Source organism: Hydrogenophaga sp. L76 (genome assembly GCF_057654755.1).
Genome location: NZ_CM172807.1, coordinates 4212181 through 4232006 on the forward strand (window position 1 = coordinate 4212181; position 19826 = coordinate 4232006).

General features: G+C 65.3%; 19 protein-coding genes and 3 tRNA genes. 11 read left to right on the forward strand and 11 right to left on the reverse strand.

All coding sequences use genetic code 11. From position 1 onward, the window contains the following. Nucleotides 1–26: 26 nt before the first annotated feature. The 4 genes from AC23D4_RS20570 to AC23D4_RS20585 all read left to right on the forward strand — a co-directional run bounded on the left by AC23D4_RS20570 (nucleotide 27) and on the right by AC23D4_RS20585 (nucleotide 2987). Nucleotides 27–1376, forward strand: coding sequence for a M16 family metallopeptidase (locus tag AC23D4_RS20570; RefSeq protein ID WP_472887478.1), 1350 nt, complete (start codon nucleotides 27–29; stop codon nucleotides 1374–1376). A gap of 124 nt (nucleotides 1377–1500) precedes the next feature. Then, complete coding sequence (rsmD, locus tag AC23D4_RS20575; RefSeq protein WP_472887479.1) at nucleotides 1501–2106, forward strand: 16S rRNA (guanine(966)-N(2))-methyltransferase RsmD; 606 nt, start codon at nucleotides 1501–1503, stop codon at nucleotides 2104–2106. A gap of 50 nt (nucleotides 2107–2156) precedes the next feature. Beyond that, nucleotides 2157–2675: a pantetheine-phosphate adenylyltransferase gene (coaD, locus tag AC23D4_RS20580; RefSeq protein ID WP_472887480.1), complete on the forward strand. Its 519-nt coding sequence runs from the start codon at nucleotides 2157–2159 to the stop codon at nucleotides 2673–2675. A 15-nt stretch (nucleotides 2676–2690) separates the two neighbouring features. Then, nucleotides 2691–2987 (forward strand): YfhL family 4Fe-4S dicluster ferredoxin, encoded by a 297-nt coding sequence (locus AC23D4_RS20585; protein ID WP_472887481.1) that lies wholly within the window; start codon nucleotides 2691–2693, stop codon nucleotides 2985–2987. Here AC23D4_RS20585 and pth read toward each other — a convergent pair. The 7 genes from pth to AC23D4_RS20620 all read right to left on the reverse strand — a co-directional run bounded on the left by pth (nucleotide 2939) and on the right by AC23D4_RS20620 (nucleotide 8900). Further along, nucleotides 2939–3607 carry an aminoacyl-tRNA hydrolase gene (gene pth, locus AC23D4_RS20590; RefSeq protein WP_472887482.1) on the reverse strand — a complete coding sequence of 223 codons (669 nt, stop codon included), beginning with the start codon at nucleotides 3605–3607 and terminating at the stop codon, nucleotides 2939–2941. The genes AC23D4_RS20585 and pth overlap by 49 nt on opposite strands. A 93-nt stretch (nucleotides 3608–3700) precedes the next feature. Further along, a complete protein-coding gene (locus AC23D4_RS20595; RefSeq protein ID WP_472887483.1) occupies nucleotides 3701–4327 on the reverse strand; it encodes a 50S ribosomal protein L25/general stress protein Ctc in 627 nt (208 codons plus the stop codon). A 100-nt stretch (nucleotides 4328–4427) separates the two neighbouring features. Beyond that, nucleotides 4428–5402 carry a ribose-phosphate pyrophosphokinase gene (locus AC23D4_RS20600; RefSeq protein ID WP_472887484.1) on the reverse strand — a complete coding sequence of 325 codons (975 nt, stop codon included), beginning with the start codon at nucleotides 5400–5402 and terminating at the stop codon, nucleotides 4428–4430. Between the two features lie 86 nt (nucleotides 5403–5488). Next, nucleotides 5489–5565: transfer RNA gene (locus tag AC23D4_RS20605), tRNA-Gln, on the reverse strand. Nucleotides 5566–5662: 97 nt separating this feature from the next. Further along, entirely contained in the window at nucleotides 5663–6541 is an 879-nt protein-coding gene (gene ispE / locus AC23D4_RS20610; protein ID WP_472887528.1) for a 4-(cytidine 5'-diphospho)-2-C-methyl-D-erythritol kinase, read from the reverse strand. A 23-nt stretch (nucleotides 6542–6564) separates the two neighbouring features. After that, a complete protein-coding gene (locus tag AC23D4_RS20615; RefSeq protein WP_472887485.1) occupies nucleotides 6565–7077 on the reverse strand; it encodes a lipoprotein insertase outer membrane protein LolB in 513 nt (170 codons plus the stop codon). Continuing rightward, nucleotides 7074–8900 carry a tetratricopeptide repeat protein gene (locus AC23D4_RS20620; protein ID WP_472887486.1) on the reverse strand — a complete coding sequence of 609 codons (1827 nt, stop codon included), beginning with the start codon at nucleotides 8898–8900 and terminating at the stop codon, nucleotides 7074–7076. Before AC23D4_RS20620 ends, AC23D4_RS20615 begins: the two co-directional genes overlap by 4 nt. 93 nt (nucleotides 8901–8993) lie before the next feature. Between AC23D4_RS20620 and mutM the strand changes: the two genes are divergently transcribed. From mutM to mutY, 3 genes are all read left to right on the forward strand, one after another. Further along, nucleotides 8994–9809: a bifunctional DNA-formamidopyrimidine glycosylase/DNA-(apurinic or apyrimidinic site) lyase gene (mutM, locus tag AC23D4_RS20625; RefSeq protein ID WP_472887487.1), complete on the forward strand. Its 816-nt coding sequence runs from the start codon at nucleotides 8994–8996 to the stop codon at nucleotides 9807–9809. Nucleotides 9810–9854: 45 nt separating this feature from the next. Then, nucleotides 9855–11789: a dynamin family protein gene (locus AC23D4_RS20630; protein ID WP_472887488.1), complete on the forward strand. Its 1935-nt coding sequence runs from the start codon at nucleotides 9855–9857 to the stop codon at nucleotides 11787–11789. Nucleotides 11790–11860: 71 nt separating this feature from the next. Then, nucleotides 11861–12886: an A/G-specific adenine glycosylase gene (gene mutY / locus AC23D4_RS20635; RefSeq protein ID WP_487623657.1), complete on the forward strand. Its 1026-nt coding sequence runs from the start codon at nucleotides 11861–11863 to the stop codon at nucleotides 12884–12886. Between the two features lie 33 nt (nucleotides 12887–12919). Here the strand turns inward: mutY and rapZ are convergent, their stop codons facing one another. From rapZ to AC23D4_RS20655, 4 genes are all read right to left on the reverse strand, one after another. Further along, complete coding sequence (gene rapZ, locus AC23D4_RS20640; RefSeq protein ID WP_472887490.1) at nucleotides 12920–13867, reverse strand: RNase adapter RapZ; 948 nt, start codon at nucleotides 13865–13867, stop codon at nucleotides 12920–12922. After that, nucleotides 13864–15507, reverse strand: a complete 1644-nt coding sequence (gene recN, locus AC23D4_RS20645; protein ID WP_472887491.1) for a DNA repair protein RecN — start codon at nucleotides 15505–15507, stop codon at nucleotides 13864–13866. The genes rapZ and recN overlap by 4 nt, the downstream gene beginning before the upstream one ends. Nucleotides 15508–15563: 56 nt before the next feature. Further along, on the reverse strand, nucleotides 15564–16481 hold the full coding sequence (locus AC23D4_RS20650) for an NAD kinase (RefSeq protein WP_472887492.1): 918 nt from the start codon (nucleotides 16479–16481) through the stop codon (nucleotides 15564–15566). A gap of 175 nt (nucleotides 16482–16656) precedes the next feature. After that, nucleotides 16657–17652 carry a porin gene (locus AC23D4_RS20655; RefSeq protein ID WP_472887493.1) on the reverse strand — a complete coding sequence of 332 codons (996 nt, stop codon included), beginning with the start codon at nucleotides 17650–17652 and terminating at the stop codon, nucleotides 16657–16659. Between the two features lie 270 nt (nucleotides 17653–17922). Here AC23D4_RS20655 and hrcA point away from each other — a divergent pair, with 270 nt between their 5' ends. The 4 genes from hrcA to greB all read left to right on the forward strand — a co-directional run bounded on the left by hrcA (nucleotide 17923) and on the right by greB (nucleotide 19819). Beyond that, a complete protein-coding gene (hrcA, locus tag AC23D4_RS20660) occupies nucleotides 17923–18948 on the forward strand; it encodes a heat-inducible transcriptional repressor HrcA (RefSeq protein ID WP_472887494.1) in 1026 nt (341 codons plus the stop codon). Between the two features lie 45 nt (nucleotides 18949–18993). Continuing rightward, nucleotides 18994–19070 (forward strand) — tRNA-Ile (locus tag AC23D4_RS20665). 28 nt (nucleotides 19071–19098) lie between these two features. After that, nucleotides 19099–19175, forward strand: a tRNA-Arg gene (locus AC23D4_RS20670). 74 nt (nucleotides 19176–19249) lie between these two features. After that, on the forward strand, nucleotides 19250–19819 hold the full coding sequence (gene greB / locus AC23D4_RS20675; protein ID WP_472887495.1) for a transcription elongation factor GreB: 570 nt from the start codon (nucleotides 19250–19252) through the stop codon (nucleotides 19817–19819). The last annotated feature ends 7 nt before the right edge of the window (nucleotides 19820–19826 follow it).

Here is a 19826-nt window from a genome sequence, read left to right on the forward strand (position 1 = left end):
CCGCCCCACCTGCACGATCTCCACGCATGCCGACCCTCTCCCGTTTCCTGACCCGCAGCCGATGGTTGCCGCTGCTGCTCGCCGGACTGGGGGCGCTCACGGGCGCTCAAGCCGCGATTCCGGTGCAACACTGGACGCACGCCAGCGGCGCACGTGTCTATCTCGTGGCCAGCCCGTCGATCCCGATGCTGGATGTTCAGCTGAATTTTGACGGCGGCAGTCGCCGCGATCCCGCCAGCCAGGCCGGACTGGCCGGCGCCACGGCTGGTCTGTTGCTGGCCGGCGTGCTGGCCCAGGGCGACCAGAAAGCGCTGGATGAAAACCAGTTGGGCGAAGCCTGGGCCGATCTGGGCGCCCAGTTCGGCGCGAACGCCAGCGGTGACCGTTTCAGCCTGTCCCTGCGCACGCTCACCGAGCCCGCGCTGCTGGAGCGCGCCGTCGCTCTGGCCGCGCGCCAGCTGGCGGCACCGGCCTGGCCCGAGAAGATCTGGCAGCGCGACCGCGAGCGCACGCTGGCCGCGCTCAAGGAAGCCGAGAACCGACCCGGCACACACGCCGGTCGCGCCTTTTCCCGCGCCGTGTTCGGCACCCACCCCTATGGCTTCGAAGCCGACGCCAAGACCCTGGGCGCCATCAGCGTGGCGGACATGCGCACTTTCTACCGGCGCCATGTGGCGGCCTGCCGGGCGCAGGTGAGCCTCGTGGGTGCCATCGACCGGGAAGCTGCCGACCGCATCGTGGGCCGATTCATGGCCGCCGTGCAGCCGCACGGTTGCGATGATTTGCCGCCGGTGCCCGAAGTGCAGCCACTGGCTCGCGAACAGACGCAGCGCCTGCCGTTTGCGGCGGCACAGGCCCAGGTGCTGATCGGGCAGCCGGGCGTGCCGCGCAACGATCCGGATTTTTTCCCCCTGTTTGTCGGCAACTACATCCTGGGTGGCGGCGGTTTTGTGTCCCGCCTGACCACCGAAGTGCGCGAGAAGCGCGGACTGAGCTACAGCGTCTACAGCTACTTTGCGCCCGGGCTGCACGCGGGCGCTTTCCAGCTGGGCTTGACCACCCGGCCCGACCAGGCCGATCAGGCCATCGGTGTGGCGCGGGATGTGGTGCGCCGGTTCGTCGAACAGGGGCCGACCGAGGCCGAACTGCAGGCCGCCAAGGACTACCTGATCAACGGTTTCGCGTTGCGCATCGACAGCAACCGCAAGCTGCTCGACAACGTGTCCAACATCGCGTGGAACGGTCTGCCGCTGGATTACCTCGACACCTGGACCGACCAGGTGCAGCGCGTCAGCGTGGCCGACATCCGGCGCGCCTTTGCCCGGGTGCTGCAGCCCGATCGCATGGTGACCGTGGTGGTTGGCGCAGAGCGATGACCCACCCTCGCCGCGCTGCGCGCGACCCCCTCAAGGGGGCGACACCAGCCTTCTGGCGAAAGCAGCCCGGCGGTGTCCCCGAGGGGAATCCTCCGCCGACACACTGGCTTGGTAAGCTCGGTGCATGAAAAAACCCGCGCCACGCCCCACCGTCAACGCACCGCACGAGGTCCGCATCATTGGCGGGCTCTGGAAGCGCACCAAGTTGCCCGTGGCCGACCGGCCCGGCTTGCGGCCCACGCCGGCGCGGGTGCGTGAGACCCTGTTCAACTGGCTCGGCCAGGACCTCACCGGCCTGCGCTGCCTGGATGCTTTCGCGGGCACCGGTGCGCTCGGTCTGGAGGCTGCCTCGCGCGGCGCGGCCGAGGTGGTGCTGGTGGACAACGACACCCATCTGGTCAAGACCCTGGAAGGGATCAAAACGCGTCTGAAAGCCGATGCGGTGCGGGTGGAGCGTGGCGACGGCGTGGCTGCGCTGCTGCAGCGCCGCGGCCAGGCGCTCGATGTGGTGTTTCTCGACCCCCCGTTTGCCGATGGCGCCCATGAGGCACTGTTCAGCGCCGCACTGCAGGCAGCGCGCCAGGCGTTGCGCGAAGATGGCCTGATCTACCTGGAGGCGCCGCGCATCTGGAGCGCGGACGAGCTCGCCCAGCTGGGGCTTCAGGTGCACCGCCAGGGCAAGGCCGGTGTCGTGGCCTTTCACCTGCTGCGGCCCTTGCCGCCTCAGTGACTTTTGCCGCTGGTCCCACGGCGGCGAGACCCCTCGCGCATAATTCCGGCATGAATTCCGAGCTCTCCCCGGCCGCCAGAAACCCCCGTATCGCGGTCTACAGCGGCACCTTCGATCCGCTGACACTGGGTCACGAAGACGTGGCCCGCCGCGCCGCGCTGCTGTTCGACGAAGTGATCATTGCCGTGGCGATGGCCCACCACAAGAAGACCCGCTTCAGCCTTCGGGAGCGCATGGACATGGCCGCCGAAGCCGTGGCCAGCCTGGGCGGGCAGATCCGTGTGCTGCCGTTCGAAGGCCTGATCATGGATTTCTGCCGCCAGCAGGGCGCCTGTGCCGTGGTGCGCGGTGTGCGCAACCTGACCGACTTCGACTACGAGGCCCAGATGGCCGCGATGAACCGCAAACTCAACCCGGCCGTGGAGACCGTGTTCCTGCTGCCGCAGGCCGAGCTGCAGTGCATTTCCAGCACGCTGGTGCGCGAGATTTCCACCCTCGGTGGCGATGTGTCGCAGATGGTCAGTCCGGCGGTGGCGCAGCGCCTGGCGCCGCGGCCCTTGCAGGTCTGATCAGGAGCACGAACCATGGCCCTGATGATCACCGCCGAGTGCATCAACTGCGATGTCTGCGAGCCCGAGTGCCCGAACCAGGCCATTTACATGGGCGCAGAGATTTACGAAATCGACCCCGCCAAGTGCACCGAGTGCGTCGGGCATTTTGACGAGCCCCAGTGCATGCAGGTCTGCCCGGTCAGCTGCATCCCGGTGAACCCTGAGTACATCGAGAGCCGCGAGACGCTCTGGCAGAAATACCAGCGCCTGCAGAAAGCGGGTCAGCCCTTGTCGGCAGCGACCGACGCGCCATCGGCTCCGACCACCTGATCGTTCACCGCATCCATTTTCGGAGGCCTTGGCAGTTTGGGCCGAGGCGGTTTGCTGGTGTGGATCAACGCGGTGGCTTTGTCCATTTCGCCGGCGATCAGCTGGGGCAGGGCCTTGAGGCTGCGGTCCAGCGCCTGGGCGATGGCGATGCGGTCGTCCGGTGAAGGCTTTTTCAGCACCCAGTTGGCCACTTCGTTCCTGTCACCCGGGTGCCCGATGCCCACGCGCAGCCGCCAGTAGTCGGCACTGCCCAGCTGGGCGTGGATGTCGCGCAGACCATTGTGGCCAGCGTGACCTCCCCCTTTCTTGAGCTTCACTTCGCCGGGCGGCAGGTCGAGCTCGTCGTGCACCACCAGCACCTCCTCGGGAGCGATCTTGAAGAACCGCGCCAGCGAACCCACCGACTTGCCCGAGAGGTTCATGAAGGTCTGCGGTTCGACCAGCCAGACGTTCTGCCCACCCACCAACGTGCGCGCAACCAGGCCGAAGTGGCTGCGCTCCATCTGCAGTGAGACCTTGAGCAGGCGCGCGGCCTCATCCACCCACCAGAAGCCGGCGTTGTGGCGCGTGTGTTCGTATTCAGGGCCTGGATTGCCCAGGCCGGCGATGAGCTTGATCATGCGCAGATTATCCTGTGGCAGGAACGAAAAAGGCCCGCGTGAGCGGGCCTTCGAGGGGCAAGGCGATCCGGCACCGGACCGCCAGGGCAGAAATTACTTCTTGCCTTTGCCCTTTTTCTTGTCGTCGACAGCGGCCACCACCGGAGCGACAACCACTTCCTTGATCGGCTCGACCAGCGTGGCCACCGTCAGGTTGGTGCGGCCGTGCAGCACGAGCTTGATGCCCTTGGGCAGCTCGATGTCGCCGGTGTGAACGGTCGTGCCCGTGGTGACCTTGCTCAGATCCACGGTGATGTGCTCGGGCAGCTGGGTGGCCAGGCACTCGATTTCGATTTCGGTCATCACGTGGCTGACAGCGCACTTGTCGGTCTTGACGGCCGGCGACTCTTCAGCGCCGACGAAGTGCAGCGGCACCTTCTTGTGCAGGCGGGTCTTGTCGTCCACGCGCTGGAAGTCCACGTGCAGCACGAGGGGCTTGAAGGGATGGTATTGCACGTCGCGCAACAGCACTTTCTGGGTCGTGCCGGCGAGTTCCATGTCCAGGATCGAAGCGTGGAAGGCTTCTTTCTTCAGGGCATGCCACAAGGCGTTGTGATCGAGTTCGATCGTGGTGGCAGGCGCTTCGCCACCGAAAACGATACCGGGCGTGCGACCGGTGATGCGGAGACGGCGGCTCGCACCCGTACCCTGCTTGGCGCGCTCAAAAGCGACAAATTGCATAACTGACTCCTGTTGAGGGGTTCCGCGACCAGAACGCCTCGGTTGAAAAAGGCCGCTTGCTGAATGTGCAGGGCGGCCTGCTTTTTGTTGCTGTCAGGCCTTAGAAAAGGTTGTCCTGATCGGCAAACAAACTCATGACCGACTCACCCGAGGCAATGCGCGCGATGGTTTCGGCCATCAGCGGCGCCACGGTGAGCTGGCGAATCTTGGAGCAGGCCTGGGCGGCCTGCGACAACGGGATGGTGTTGGTCACCACGACCTCGTCCAGCGCATTGCCTTTGGCAATGCGTTCAATGGCCGGGCCCGAGAAGATCGGGTGGGTGCAATAGGCGTAGACGTGTTTGGCGCCGCGCTCTTTCAGCACCTCGGCGGCTTTGACCAGTGTGCCGGCGGTGTCGATCATGTCGTCCATGATCACGCAGTTGCGGCCATCGATGTCACCGATCACGTGCATCACTTCCGACACGTTGGCCTTGGGGCGGCGCTTGTCGATGATGGCCATGTCGCAGTTGAGCTGCTTGGCCAGCGCACGCGCGCGCACCACACCACCCACATCGGGCGAGACGACCAGCAGGTCCTCGTAGTTTTTCTGGCGCAGATCACCCAGCAGCACCGGCGAGGCGTAGATGTTGTCCACCGGGATATCGAAGAAGCCCTGGATCTGGTCGGCGTGCAGGTCCATGGTGAGCACGCGGTTCACGCCCACGGTCTGCAGCATGTTGGCCACCACCTTGGCGGTGATGGGCACGCGGCTGGAGCGCGGACGGCGGTCCTGGCGGGCATAGCCGAAATAGGGGATGACCGCGGAAATGCGCTCGGCCGAAGCGCGCTTGAGCGCGTCGACCATGATGAGCAGCTCCATCAGGTTTTCGTTGGTCGGTGCGCAGGTGGACTGGACCACGAAGACGTGGCGGGCACGCACGTTTTGCGTGATTTCCACGGTGACTTCGCCGTCGGAGAAGCGGCCTACGTTGGCCGAACCGAGCTGGGTGCCGAGGTGCTGGGCAATTTCAGCCGCCAGCACCGGATTGGCGTTGCCGGTGAAGATCATGAAATCCGGGGGTTGAACTTGCATGGTGTTCCCAGCTGCATCTACGGCAAAAAAAGTGGCCGCTTCATGTGTATCAAAGCGGCCAGGCCGGTACGTGTTTCGAAAAAATCTGGCAGGGGAGGAAGGACTCGAACCCTCGCATGCTGGAATCAAAATCCAGTGCCTTTACCAACTTGGCGACTCCCCTACGCAGGTCATCTGTTTGGCGATGAAGCCGGACAGACAACCCAAAAACATGTCGCAGGTTGCGCATCAACTGCCGGGGCTGTGCGCAAGCCGATATTCTAATCGTTGCACCAGTCAAGCAATGGATGTGCATCCATGTTGCTGCATTCGCGGACAGTCCAGTCACCAGGGACCGAAATCTCATCCAGCGGATGCTGCATTTGCGCAAACACCGCGGTGCCCGATCCGGTCATGCGGCCTTGCAGGCCCTGAGCGGACAACCAGTCCAGGCATTGCCCCACTTCGGGACAGATGGCCTGGGCCACGGGCTGAAGATCGTTGTGGCCGAAGTCCAGAACGTTCTGGATATCGAGCCGCGGCAGATCTTGTGTGTCGTTTGCAGCAAAGCCTTGGATTGTAGCAGTTTTTGTATCGCGCTTCAGCTGAGGCGAAGCAAAAATGCGTTGGGTGGATGCGCCTCCAGGCGGTTTGACCACCAGAAACCGCGCAGGGGGCAGTGAAACGGGTGTGATCTGCTCGCCGATGCCCTCGACCCAGGCGTTGTGACCGCCGAGGAAAAAGGGGACGTCGGCACCCAGCTGAAGGCCGATGGCGGACAACTCGTTTCGCCGCAGTCCCAGGCCCCAGAGCCGGTTGAGCGCCAGCAACACGCTCGCCGCATCCGAAGAGCCGCCACCCATGCCGGCTTCAGCCGGTATCCGTTTGTCCAGCGTGATGTGCGCGCCCAGCGGGCAACCGGTGGCTTGTTGCAATGCCCGGGCAGCGCGCAGCGTCAGGTCGTCGGCGGGCAGCAGGCCCGGCTGCAGGTCCTGGCGGCTGATTCCACCGTCGGTGCGCAGTTCGACATCCAGCCGGTCACACCAGTCGATGAGCATGAAGACCGACTGCAGCAGGTGGTAGCCGTCGGCCCGGCGACCCGTGATGTGCAGGAACAGGTTGAGTTTGGCGGGCGCAGGAACGCCGAGCAGGTGCCGCAGCACCGGGCGGGGGTGGGCCGGTGTCATGGCTCGAACACGATGCGCAGTTCGGCGGCGGGCAGCGGCAGAAGGCGGTGGGCGTTCACCCGCCCCTCGGGCTGGCGCGAAAGATCGGCTTGCCAGCCATCGGCCTCGCTGGCCTGCCCCCGCAGCCAGGCAAACAGGGCCGCCACGGGCAGCGTGGTGCCACCGAATTCGGTGGTCAGTTCATCGAGGTTCTGGCGCCGGGTGACGCGTTCACCCTGGTGCAGTTCGGCGCTGCCCGGTTTCCACAGCACCCGGGCCAGGGTGTTGCCCAGTGGTGAATTCAGTTGCAGTTCGCCCGCTGCGGGCGAACCGCGCAGATCGAAGCTGGCGGAATAGGACTGTGGTGGGTCGCTCTCGACAATCAGGGCCAGTCGCCCGCTCCAGAAGGCTTCGCCCGGGACGGTGTTGCGTTGGGGGGCAGCGCAGCCGGCGAGCAGGATGGCTGTTGCCAGTCCTGCCAGCATCGCGTGGCGGCGTGACCATGCGCCCCTGTCCGCTTCCAGATTCATGGCTGGACCCGCAGGCGTTTGAGGGTGCCTTGCAGGGTCTCGTTGTCGCTTGACAGCAGCAGTCCTTCACGCCAGATCTTCAGCGCTTGTTCGCGTTGGCCCTGTGCCCACAACACCTCCCCGAGGTGGGCCGCGATTTCGGCATCGGGGCGCTTGCCATAGGCGCCCTGGAGGATGTCCAGCGCCCGCTGGACATTGCCCAACCGGAACTCCACCCAGCCCAGACTGTCCTGGATGTAGGCGTCATCGGGTTCGAGTTCCACGGCCTTCTCAATCAGCTGCTTCGCTTCGGGCAGGCGCACATTGCGGTCGGCCAGCGAGTAGCCCAGGGCGTTGTACGCGTGGTGGTGGTCCGGCTTGGTGGCGATCAGCTGGCGCAACAGGCCTTCCATCGCGTCCAGCCGGTTCGCCTTCTCGGCCATCATGGCCTGGTCGTAGATCAGGTCGTTGTCGTTCGGGAAGCGGGTGACGGCTTCGCCATACACCTCGTAGGCCTGCTGCCAGTCCTTGAAATCACGCAACAGCTGCGCTTCGGCCACGAGTTTCAGCCGGGCGTCTTCGGGGCGGCGTTCGGGATGGCTGCGCAGCAGCGCGCGCGCCTGGGCCATCTGTCCCTGGCGTGCCAGCAGCGAAGCGCGCCGCATCTGGGCCGCCATGATTTCGTCGGCGTTTTCAATCCGGTCCAGCCAGGCGTTGGCGGCCACAAAGTCTTTCTGCTTCTCCGCCACCTGGGCCATCAGCAGATAGGCCTGGGTCAGGCCGCGGGCGCTGCGTTCGTCACCGGACTGGCGGGCCAGGCCCATGTATTTCTGCAGCGAGGCGGTGGCGGCGGCATGGGCGGTGCTGTCCTGCACCTGCAGCGAGGCCAGCAGCAGCCAGGGCTCAGGCAGTTCGGGTTGGGCCTGGGTCAGGCGCTCCAGCAGGGCGCGGGCTTCGGCGTTGCGCTGCAGGTCGAGCAGGATCCGTGCGTAGGTCAGGGCCACGGCGGTGCCGTTGGCAACGGAAGGCGGGCTGGCCTGCAATTGCGTGCGCACCAGGGGTTCGGCGTCTTTCTGTCCCCGCTCCATCAACTCCAGGGCGAGCAGCGCCGGAAACACCGATCCGGGCTCAGCCGCCTGTGCCTGGCGGGCCGATTCCAGCGCCTGGATGAACTGGTCCTGCGCGAGTTCCATGCGCCCCAGGGTGGTCCAGGCTGCCGCGGCGTGCTTCGGTTGCTGGAGGAAGGGCGTCATCGCCTCCCGGACCACCTTCAGTGCGAGGGCCTTGTCGGCGACACGGGCATAGGTTTGTGGAATCGCGTTGATGGAGTCGTTGCGCTCGGCGGCCGGCGAGCGGGCGAGCAGGGAGCTCAAGACCGGACCTGTTTCGCCGGGCCGGTTGAGAGCGAGCAGGATCTGCAGCACGAAGCGGTCGGCGTCGAGCGAGTCGGGCAAGTCCCTGGACCAGGCCTGGGCGGCGGTCAGGGCCGCTTCGCCCGAGCGCGCCTGCAGGGCAATGTCCACGGCTCGCCGGTACAGTTGGGCGTCCTTCTGTTTGCGTGCCGCGTCAAGGAAAAGGGAGTAACCGGTGCCGGGTTCGCCAGAACCCACATTGAGCTCACCGAGCAACAACTGGTAGAACAGCGGGGCATCCAGGTCGGAGTTGCGCACCCCGGCGGCCTCTGCGGCGGCTGGGGTGGCCCCCACGGAAGGCGGCGTGCCTTGGGCCTGGGTGGCGCAGGCGCCCGCCAGCAGCGATGCGCCCAACAGGCCTCGAAACCACCATGCAAGGGGTTTCTGGTGCCCATGGGCCTGGGTGGCGACGGGGCTGTGCAGGGTATTCATTCGTTCATGATAATGGAAGGGTGGATGGGTACGGGTTGTGATCCGAAGGCCTGTGAACTGTTCCGGCATCCACCGAAAAAAGCACCTTGTTCCATGCCCGAACTGCCCGAAGTTGAAGTCACCCGCCGGAGTTTTGCCGATCGCATTGCGGGAGCCCGCGTGCTGCGGGTGCAGGTGGGCAAACCCCTGCGCTGGCCGCTGGGGTGTGCGCCCGAGGCACTGATCGGGCAAAACGTGGGCCGTGTCACGCGGCGTGGAAAATACCTGCTGCTGCACCTGGATCGGGGTTTGTTGCTGTTGCACCTGGGCATGTCGGGCAGTCTGCAGTTCGCCCCCGAGTTGGCGCCCCGTGGGGTGCACGACCATTTTGAGCTGCAGACCAGCCGCGGCACGCTGCGGCTTCACGATCCACGGCGCTTTGGTGCCGTGGTGCATGCCGAGTCGCTGGCCGACCCACGGGCGCTCAAGCTGCTGGGCGGGCTGGGTGTGGAGCCGCTGGAGGCCGGGTTTGAGCCCGTCATGTTCCATCAGGCCTTGCAGCAACGCCGCGCCAGCATCAAGCAGGTGCTGATGGCGGGCGATATCGTCGTGGGCGTGGGCAATATCTACGCGTCGGAGGCGCTGTTCATGGCGGGTCTGAGGCCCACGCTGAGGGCTGACCGGATCAACCGGCCCCGGGCGGCGCGCCTGCAGGGTGCCATTGTGGCGGTTTTGCAGCGTGCCCTGGCCCTGGGCGGGAGCACCTTGCGTGACTTTTCCAGCGCCGAGGGTCAGACCGGCTATTTCCAGCTCGATGCCATGGTGTACGGTCGGGAGGGGCAGGCCTGCAGGGTTTGTGCGACGCCGATCCGGGCCATCCGGCAGGGCCAGCGCTCGTCGTTTTTCTGCCCACATTGCCAGCGCGCCTGAAAGCCGGGCCGATGCTATATTGCCCAGAACGCAGAAAAAAGTGACATGACTTTCAATCAGGAATTTGACGAGCACAGTGTTTGGCGCAAGCAGTTTGCTCTGCGACTCAAGCTCCTGTCTGACTGGTTGAGCGACCACGACCTGCTGGAAGCGGGGGTGCGGGAGCGGTTGGACCAGTTGCACGCCCAGGTCAAGAACGACAAGATCATGGTGGCCTTCGTGGCCGAGTTCTCGCGTGGCAAATCCGAGCTGATCAATGCGGTCTTTTTCGCTGGCTACGGGCGGCGCATCATGCCGGCCAGTGCCGGGCGCACCACCATGTGCCCCACCGAGCTGGGTTACGACGCTGAAGTGCCGCCCTGCCTGCGGCTGCTGCCGATTGAAACCCGCTTGCAACCCCAGTCGCTGCTGGACTGGCGCAACGCCCCCGACAAATGGGAGCGGGTGGACCTGGACGTCAACGATTCCCAGCAACTCGCGCGCGCGATCCAGAAAGTCGCCGAAGTGCGCCGCGTCAGCCAGGCCGAGGCCGCTTCCCTGGGCTTCTGGAACGACGAAACGCCGAACGAAAACCCCTTGGTCGGCGTGGACGGGTTGATCGAGGTTCCCAAGTGGCGCCATGCGCTGATCAACATGGCCCATCCCCTGCTCAAGCAGGGACTGGTGATCCTGGACACCCCGGGGCTCAACGCCATCGGTGCCGAACCCGAGTTGACGGTCAGCCTGCTGCCCCAGGCGCACGCGGTGGTCTTCATCCTGGCGGCCGACACCGGCGTGACCAAATCCGATCTCGGCATCTGGCGGGAGCACCTGTCCGTGGTGGGGGAGGACAAGGCCTCGCGCCTGGTGGTGCTCAACAAGATCGACACCATGTGGGATGCGCTGAGTTCGCCCGAGCAGGTGCAATTGCAGATCGCTTCGCAGCGCTCCGACTCGGCCGAGATCCTGGGGCTGTCGCCTCAGCAGGTGCTGGCGGTGTCCGCGCAAAAGGGTTTGCTGGCCAAGGTCAGCCGGGACGACAAGCTGCTGCAGGCGAGCAACCTGAAGGAATTCGAAGCCGCCCTGGGCGAAGGCTTGCTGGGTCGGCGCAGGCGCATCCTGGCCGAAGCGGTGTCCAAAGGCATCCAGTCGTTGCGCCAGGAAACCGGTCGACTGGTGCACACCCGGGCCCGCGACATCCTGGAGCAGATCCAGGAACTGGACGGCCTGCGTGGCAAGAACACCGGCGTGATCAAGCAGATGCGACTGCGCATCGAACAGGAGCAGGCCGATTTTGATGCCAGCGGTGCCAAGATCCAGGCGGTGCGCTCGGTGCACCTGCGTCTGCTCAAAGACCTGTTTGCCCTGTTGGGCAACACGAATCTCAAGAGCCGCGTGTCGGAGCTGGCGCGAGCGCTCAAGCAGCCGGGTATCAAGCTCGGTGTGCGGAGCGCCTATCGCAAGGCCTTCGAGCGGCTGGCCGTTGATCTGAACCGGGCCGATCAGTTGGCGGCAGAGATCCAGTCCATGCTGGAGGGCAGCTTCAAGAACCTGAACACGGAGTACGGGTTTTCTTTGCAACCGCCCACGCCGCCCCAGCTTTCGGCTTACCACAAAGACCTCGCGCTGATCGAAAAGAGCCACCTGCAATACCTGAGCCTGGGCAACGCCCTGCGGCTGGCGCAACCGGAATTTGCCGAGCGGCTGGCGCGCGCGCTCATGAGCCGTCTGCGCGTGGTGTACGACACCGCAGTCAACGAAGTGGAGCTCTGGAACAAGTCGGCCGCGGCCCAGCTGGATGCGCAATTGCGCGAGCGTCGGCGCAACTTCACCCGCCGCATCGAAGCCGTCTCGCGCATCCAGCAGGCCGCGGGCGGGCTGGATGAACGCATCCGTGAGTTGCAGAGCCAGCAAAACCAGCTGAACCTGACCGACGCCAAGCTGGCCGAACTGACCAACCACCTTCTTGCCTCGCCCGAAGCCGAAGCCATTGCGGCATGAGTGTTGCGACGGAATGCGGGAAACCAGCGGTTGCCGGAGCCGCCCTGCCTGTCGAATTTTCACAGGTGCTGATGCAGTGGCAACGCCACAGCGGGCGCCATGGGCTGCCCTGGCAGGGGACGCGCGACCCTTACCGCGTGTGGCTGTCCGAAGTCATGCTGCAACAGACTCAGGTCAGCACCGTGTTGGACTACTTTCCGCGCTTTCTGGCGCGGTTCCCGGACGTGCAGGCCCTGGCCAGCGCAACACCCGATGAGGTGTTGGCGCTCTGGAGTGGTCTGGGTTACTACAGCCGGGCGCGCAACCTGCACCGCTGCGCCCAGGTGGTGGTGGCACAGCACGCGGGCGTTTTCCCGTCAACGTCTACCGAGCTGCAGACCCTCCCGGGCATTGGCGCGTCGACGGCGGCAGCCATTGCCGCGTTCTGCCATGGCGAGCGGATTTCAATTCTGGATGGCAACGTGCGGCGCGTGCTCACGCGTCTGCTGGCGTTTGACGGGGACCTGGCACAGGCCGCGCAGCAGCGCCGTCTGTGGGAGATCGCGCAGGCCTTGCTGCCCGAGCAACCCGCAGCGGGCGACATGGTGGCTTACACGCAAGGGCTGATGGACCTGGGAGCCACGTTGTGTTCGCGCAGCCGGCCGTCGTGTGCGGCGTGTCCGGTGCTGGTCCTGTGCCGATCGGGTCAGGACGGCACGGCCAGCCGCTATCCCGTCAAGACCCGAACCCTCAAGCGGCGACACGAAAGCTGGTGGCTGCTGGTTCTGCGTTCACCGTCAAACGACGGGGCGCACCGGATCTGGCTGGAACGCCGTCCGAACGCGGGCATCTGGGCCGGTCTGTTTTGCACGCCCGTGTTTGCCGATGAGGCCTCGGCCCTGGCAGTGCTGCCGCCGAACACCGGCCGCATGCAGGCCTTGGCGCCGGTGGCGCACAGCCTCACGCACCGTGAACTGCGCCTGCATCCGTTGTTGCTGGAGATGTCTCACACGCCGGTGTCTGGCGATGACAGCGGGCGCTGGGTGGACATGGAGGGCCTTGACAGGCTGGGCCTGCCAGCACCCGTGCGCCAGTTGCTCATGCAGCTGCCCGATTGAGGCTCCGCATGGCCACGCGCTTTGCGCCCTGGATCACGGCATGGCGGATCGCGCAGAGGCTGGCCAGCCATCGATTTCACGGTGCCGCAGCCGGGTGGCCCAGTCGGCCGCAAAAGCCTGTGCCAGGCGCTCGACCAGGTAGACCGAGCGGTGCTGCCCGCCGGTGCAGCCGATGGCCACGGTGACATAGCTGCGGTGGTCTCTCAGCATCTGGGGCAGCCAATGGCGCAGGAATGCGCCGATCTGCTGCTCCATGGCCTGCACCTCGGCCTGTTCGGCCAGGTAGCGGGCCACCGGTTCGTCGCACCCGGTCAGGGGTTTGAGTGCGGGCTCGTAGTGCGGGTTGGGCAGCATGCGCACGTCGAAGACGAAGTCGGCGTCCATCGGCACGCCACGCTTGAAGGCAAAGGACTCGAACACCAGGGTGAGCGGGGCTTGTCCGGTACCCAGCAGGTCCTTGATGTGGCTGCGCAGCTGGGCTGGCCGGATGAGGCTGGTGTCAAGCACCAGCGCAGTTTCACGCAGCTCCGACAGCAACTCTCGTTCGTGTTCGATGGCGTCGGTGAGCGCGCGGTGCTGGTCGTCGGCTTGTTTGAGCGAAAGCGGATGCAGTCGCCGCGTTTCGGAGAAGCGCCTCACGAGGGTGTCGGTGGTCGCTTCCAGGAACACGGTGCGCAAATGGATGTTCTGTCCAGGCTGGTTCCTGACCTGCTCAAGCCGTTCGGGCAGACCCGGCAGGGAGGCTGCACTGCGCACATCCATGGCGATGGCCACTTTGCTGGCGCGATGACTCTGCTCCAGGGCGATGAACGAGGTCAGCAGTTCCGGTGGGAGATTGTCCACGCAATAGAAACCGAGATCCTCCAGTGCGGTCAGCGCGATCGACTTGCCCGAGCCCGACATGCCGGTGATCAGCACCAGCTCGATCGCGGGGGGCACTTCGCTGTCGCCGGCGGCAGGCGGGAGAACGGTGGCGTTCATGGCGTGAGCAGCTCGCGGGCGTGGGCAAGCGAAACTTCGGAGCGTTCGTTGCCGCCGAGCATGCGGGCGAGCTCGACGACCCGGTGATCGCGTGTGATGGGGGCAACCGTGCTCAGGGTCTGCGGGCCCTGCAGCTGTTTGCTCACCAGCAGGTGGTGGTCGGCGCAGGCGGCGACCTGGGGCAGGTGGGTCACGGCGAGCACCTGGCGGTCCTGGCCCAGCTGGCGTAGCAACTGGCCCACGGTGTGGGCGACGGCGCCACCGATGCCCGAGTCCACCTCGTCAAAGATCAGCGTGGGCGCCTGGCCCAGCTGGCTGGTGACGACCGAGATGGCGAGCGCGATGCGCGAGAGCTCGCCACCCGACGCCACCTTGCCCACCGGGCGCGGGCTCACGCCAGCGTGGCCCGCCACCAGAAACTCCACCTGTTCCCAGCCGTGGGCCTGGGGTTCGGCGAGCTTCTGCAGCGCCACCTCAAAGCGGCCGCCCTGCAAACCCAGGGTCTGCATGGTTTCGGTGACCGCTTTGGAGAGTTTGGGTGCGGCTTGCTGGCGCCGTTTGCTCAGGGTCTGCAGTTCGGCGGCGAAAGCCTGCCAGGCCTCGCGCTCGGCCGCGTTCAGGGCGGCCAGATCCAGCGCCTGATCCACGCCGGCGAGCTCCGACTTCCACTGCGCATGCAGCGCTGCCAGCTCCTCGGGGGCCCGACGGTAGCGCCGGGCGAGCGACATCCAGAGACCCATCCGCTCGTCCAGCGCAGCCAGGCTGGCGGGGTCGAGGTCGGTGCGCCGGCTGTACTGGTGCAGGCTGTGCACGGTGTCCTGCACCTGGGCGAGGGCCGCTTCCAGCGCTTGCACCGGCTCGTTGAATTGAGGTTCGATGCCGGCCTGGGCCTGCAAGGCTGAAAGCGCACGGTGGATCAGCGCTGCGGCACTGGACTCTTCCTCTTCCAGCGCCAGCGTGGCCGCGTTGGCCGCGTCCAGCAAGGCCTGGGCATTGGCCAGCCGGCTGTGCTGGCTGTTGAGTTCTTCCCATTCACCGTCGGCGGGCTGGAGCTTGTCGAGCTCGGCAATCTGCCAGGCCAGCCGTTCGCTTTCCTGGTGCAGGGTGCTCTGGCGTTCGGTGGCCGTTTCCAGTGCCTTGCGGCGCAACCGCCACTGGGTCCACGCCTGGGTGGCGGCTGTGGTGTCGATGCCGGCAAAGCCGTCGAGCAGGGCCCGCACCGCATCGGACCGGGTCAGGCTTTGCCAGGCGTGCTGCCCATGGATGTCCACGAGGTCGCTGGCCAGGGCCTTGAGTTGCGCCATGGTGGCGGCGCTGCCGTTGATCCAGGCGCGGCTGCGGCCATCGGCATCCACGGTGCGCCGCACCAGCAGGCTGTCTTCGCGAGTGAAACCTTGTTCTTCCAGCCAGGGCGCCAGATGGGGCGGCAGATCAAATTCAGCGGCAATCTCGCACCGCGCAGCGCCTTCGCGCACCACGCCGCTGTCGGCCCGCGCACCCAGTGCCAGCTGCAGGGCGTCGATCAGGATGGACTTGCCGGCGCCGGTCTCGCCCGTGAGCACGCTGAAACTCGATTCGAGTTCGAGGTCGAGCGACTGCACGATGACGAAGTCGCGCAAAACGATGCGTCTGAGGCTCATGGGCGTGAAAGGGAGAGGAGCAACGGTGGATGAAGCGGTCGTATTTTGACCGGTATTCAGCCGCCTTCGTTCCAGTGCAGCTTCTTGCGCAGCGTGTCGAAGTAACTCCAGCCCACCGGGTGCAGCAGGCGCAGCGTGTGCTCGGAGCGCCGCACCACGATGCGGTCCCCGTGCAGCAGACTGGTGAGGGATTGCATGTCGAAATTGGCACTGGCGTCTTTGCCCGACACGATCTCGACCGCGATTTCGCATTGGGCCGGCAGCACGATGGGGCGGTTGGACAACGTGTGCGGCGCGATCGGCACCATCACCCAGCCGCCAATGGCCGGGTGCAGCAGCGGCCCGCCGGCCGACAGCGAATAGGCGGTGGAGCCTGTCGAGGTGGCGATGATCAGGCCGTCGGCGCGCTGGTTGGCCACGAAATGGCCGTCCACCTCCACGCGCAGCTCGATCATGCTGGCCACACCACCGCGGTTGACCACCACGTCGTTGAGCGCGGTGGCCTCGAACACGCATTGGCCATCGCGCCAGACCCTGGCCGCGATCAGCGCGCGCGGGTCTTCTTCGAACTCGCCATGCAGGATGGCACGCAGCTTGTCCCGGTAGCTGCCAAAGGGAATGTCGGTGATGAAACCCAGGCGTCCCTGGTTGATGCCCACGAGCGGCACGCCATAGCGCGCAAGCTGACGTCCGATGCCCAGCATGGTGCCGTCGCCACCGACCACCAGCGCCAGATCACAGGCGTGGCCGATGTCGGGCACGTCCAGGGCAGGGTATTGCAGCAGGCCGGTGTTCAGCGCGGTTTCACGTTCCAGGGAAACGTCACAGCCTTCGTCGTGCAGGAAATGGGCGACTTCGTCCACCACGTCGCGCGAGCCCGGGGCCTGGTATTTGCCGATGATGGCCACATGCGAAAAACGCAGGGTTCGCACGGCAGGGGCGGGTGCGGAGCGGGTGTCGGGCGGCAGACTCATGCCCAAATTACAACATAGCCGCAAGGCACCGACCCGCCTGAAAACCCTTGTGATTCAGCCGCACTGCACGTGGGGGTGCGTTCCGGTGCGCGACCGACAAACTGGAACTGTCCGGACGGCGCATGCCAGCCCGGACAGCCCTGTTCCAGAGGGGTTGCCCAACGCCCCGATCGCATCAGAAGCGGTGACGGATACCCAGGGAGTAACCCGAGCCGCTGGACAGGCCTTCCACCTTGTCGCTCATGCCCACGGCGTACACCTCGGTCCGCTTGGACAGCGAGTGCACATAGCCGAACGACAGGGTTTTGCGATCCGCGCCGGTCTCGGGGCTGATCTGGCCCCATTGCGCCAGCAGGGCCCCTGTGCCGATGGGGAAGCGTGCGCCCAGACCGCTGATCTTGTAGGTGTTGGGGGTGCTCAGGTTTTCGACTTCGCCGTACTGGGCGAAGGCCTTGACCACGCCGAAGTCGTAAGAACCGCCGAGCTGGGTGGTGCGGGTGTCGGCCACCGGGCTGGCGCCGTCTTTCTTCACGCGCTGCACGACCAGCGATGCCGACACGGGGCCAGCGCCGTAACCCACGTTGGCACTCCAGTTGCCGCCGTTGCTGACGGTGGAGCCGCTGTTCTTGTTCGCACCCGAGACACCAAAACGCACGCCGCCGAACGTCGGGCTGGCGTAGGCGAAGGAGTCGCTCCAGCCGGTGTCACCGGTGGTGGTGCCGCTGGTGAAGTAGTGGCGGATGCTGGGGGAGTAGCCGAAGGAGTCGCCAAAGGCGTTGTACATGAGTGTGGAAACGAACAGCGCGGTGGTGTTGCGCCCGAAGGTCAACGTGCCGTAGTCCTGGTGGGACAGACCGACGTTGGCCGAACGTGAGAAGGCGGGGTCTCCGTCGAACCGTCCCTGGGCGCCGGTGTTGGCGCGCATGAAGCTCTCCAGCTTGAATACCGCCGACAGGCCGCCGCCCAGATCTTCCTTGCCGCCAAAGCCGAAATAGCTGGTGGTCATTTTTCCGCTGTCAACAGACTTGACCGATGCGCCACCCGGGGCCTTGGTCGAGCCCATGCTGAGGTCGAGCAGGCCGTAGACCGAAACGGAACTCTGGGCCTGCGCACCGAGTGCGGTCAGGAAAACGGCAGAGCCGAGGGCCAGAGGTTTGAAAGCAGACTTCATGAATTTTCTCCAGATGAACAACAGGGTGGGGACACGACAAAAGCCATCCGGCCGGCGATAGCGGAGCGTCACGGGGGCACTTCGCTGCCTCGACGGATCCGTGGCCGCTCGCTGCACCAAGGGTGGGCGTCTGGACGCCCTTGGTGCACGAACCGCTGGCACGAATGGCCTTTCGATCTGCTCAGCAATTCGTGTGCCAGTGAATACAGTTGTTGTGTACAAAACCCACCGTTCCGTGTTCGGGCGCTGCGCCTCCTTAGAATGGCTGCCATGCTGGATGACCGCGCCAAACTGTTGCTCAAGGCTCTTGTCGAGCGATACATCGCCGACGGGCAGCCCGTGGGTTCGCGAACGCTGGCGAAGGCAGCGGGGCTGGAGCTTTCGCCGGCCACCATCCGCAACGTCATGAGCGACCTGGAAGAACTGGGTCTCATCGCGAGTCCGCACACCTCGGCGGGCCGCATTCCCACGGCGCGGGGCTACCGGCTGTTTGTGGACACGATGCTCACGGTGCGGCGGGAAGGGTTCTCCGCGGTGGGCGACATGGGGACGCACGGCATCGAAGCGGGGCAGCCCCAGCGCGTCATCAGCAACGCCGCCCAGATGTTGTCCAGCCTGTCGCACTTTGTGGGCGTCGTGATGGCGCCACGACGCGCCTCGGTGTTCCGGCACATCGAATTCCTGAGCCTGTCCGAGCGCCGTGTGCTGGTGATCCTGGTGTCGCCCGATGGCGATGTGCAGAACCGCATCATCCACACCCAAGTGAACTTCAGCCAGACCCAGTTGCAGGAAGCGGCCAACTTCCTCAATGCCCACTACTCGGGGCTGACGATGGAGGAAGTGCGGTCGCGCCTGAAGGTGGAGGTGGATGCGCTGCGGGGCGAGATCGCCTCGCTCATGCAGGCCGCAGTGAACATCGGCGAGGACGCCACGGGTGAACAGGACGAGGTGGTGGTATCCGGTGAGCGGAACCTGCTTTCGGTGAGCGAATTTTCCAGCGACATGGGCAACCTGCGGCGGATGTTCGACCTGTTCGAACAGAAGACCCAGCTCATCCGCCTGCTCGACGTATCGGCGCAGGCCGATGGGGTGCGCATCTACATCGGTGGCGAGAGCCAGGTGGTGCCATTCGAAGCCCTGTCGGTGGTCACCGCACCCTACGAGGTGGATGGCCAGGTGGTGGGCACACTGGGCGTGATCGGACCACAGCGCATGCCCTACGACCGCATGATCCAGATCGTCGACGTGACGGCCAAGCTGGTGAGCAACGCCCTGAGCCACGGCAAACAGGGCTGAAGCCCGCTGGCGCCACGGTCGCTGCCCCTACAATCGTCGCCTTGCGGGCCGTTAGCTCAGTTGGTTAGAGCAGAGGACTCATAATCCTTTGGTCGTTGGTTCAAGTCCAACACGGCCTACCAGAAAACCCGTGCTATAATTCAAAGCTTAGCGGCTGTAGCTCAGCTGGATAGAGTACTTGGCTACGAACCAAGGGGTCGTGGGTTCAATTCCTGCCAGCCGCACCAAATGGAAAGCCTGCAGCCAAAAGCTGCAGGCTTTTTCGTTTCTGTCGCGTCCATCGTCCAGGAGCCCGGCAATCATGAGCAAGGCCTTCACCCGCGAGTCCGATGCCGACGGTGATGAAGATGGTGCTGTTGCACCGCCACCATCCGCACCTTCAGGCATCAACTACATCACGCGCGCCGGCTACGAGCGCCTGCGCAGCGAACTCTTCGCCCTGATCGACGACGAACGCCCCAGGATCGTGGAGATCGTGCACTGGGCGGCCAGCAACGGCGACCGCTCCGAAAACGGCGACTACCTCTATGGCAAGAAGCGCTTGCGAGAGATCGACCGCCGCATCCGCTTTCTGACCCAGCGCCTGGAGATTGCCGAGGTGGTTGACGCGTCGATGCACCACGGGGGTGACCAGGTGTTTTTTGGTGCCACGGTCTGCTATGCCGACGGGTCTGGCGCTGAAACCAGCGTCACCATTCTGGGTGTCGATGAGGCCGACAGCGCCCAAGGCCAGATCAGCTGGGTTTCCCCGGTGGCCCGGGCCCTGCTCAAGGCCCGTGTGGGCGACGTGGTGCGTCTGGTGGTCCCTGGCGGTGCACAGGAGCTTGAGATCCTGTCGGTGGACTACCCGGTGGCGCCCACGGCGCCTTGAAAAATCT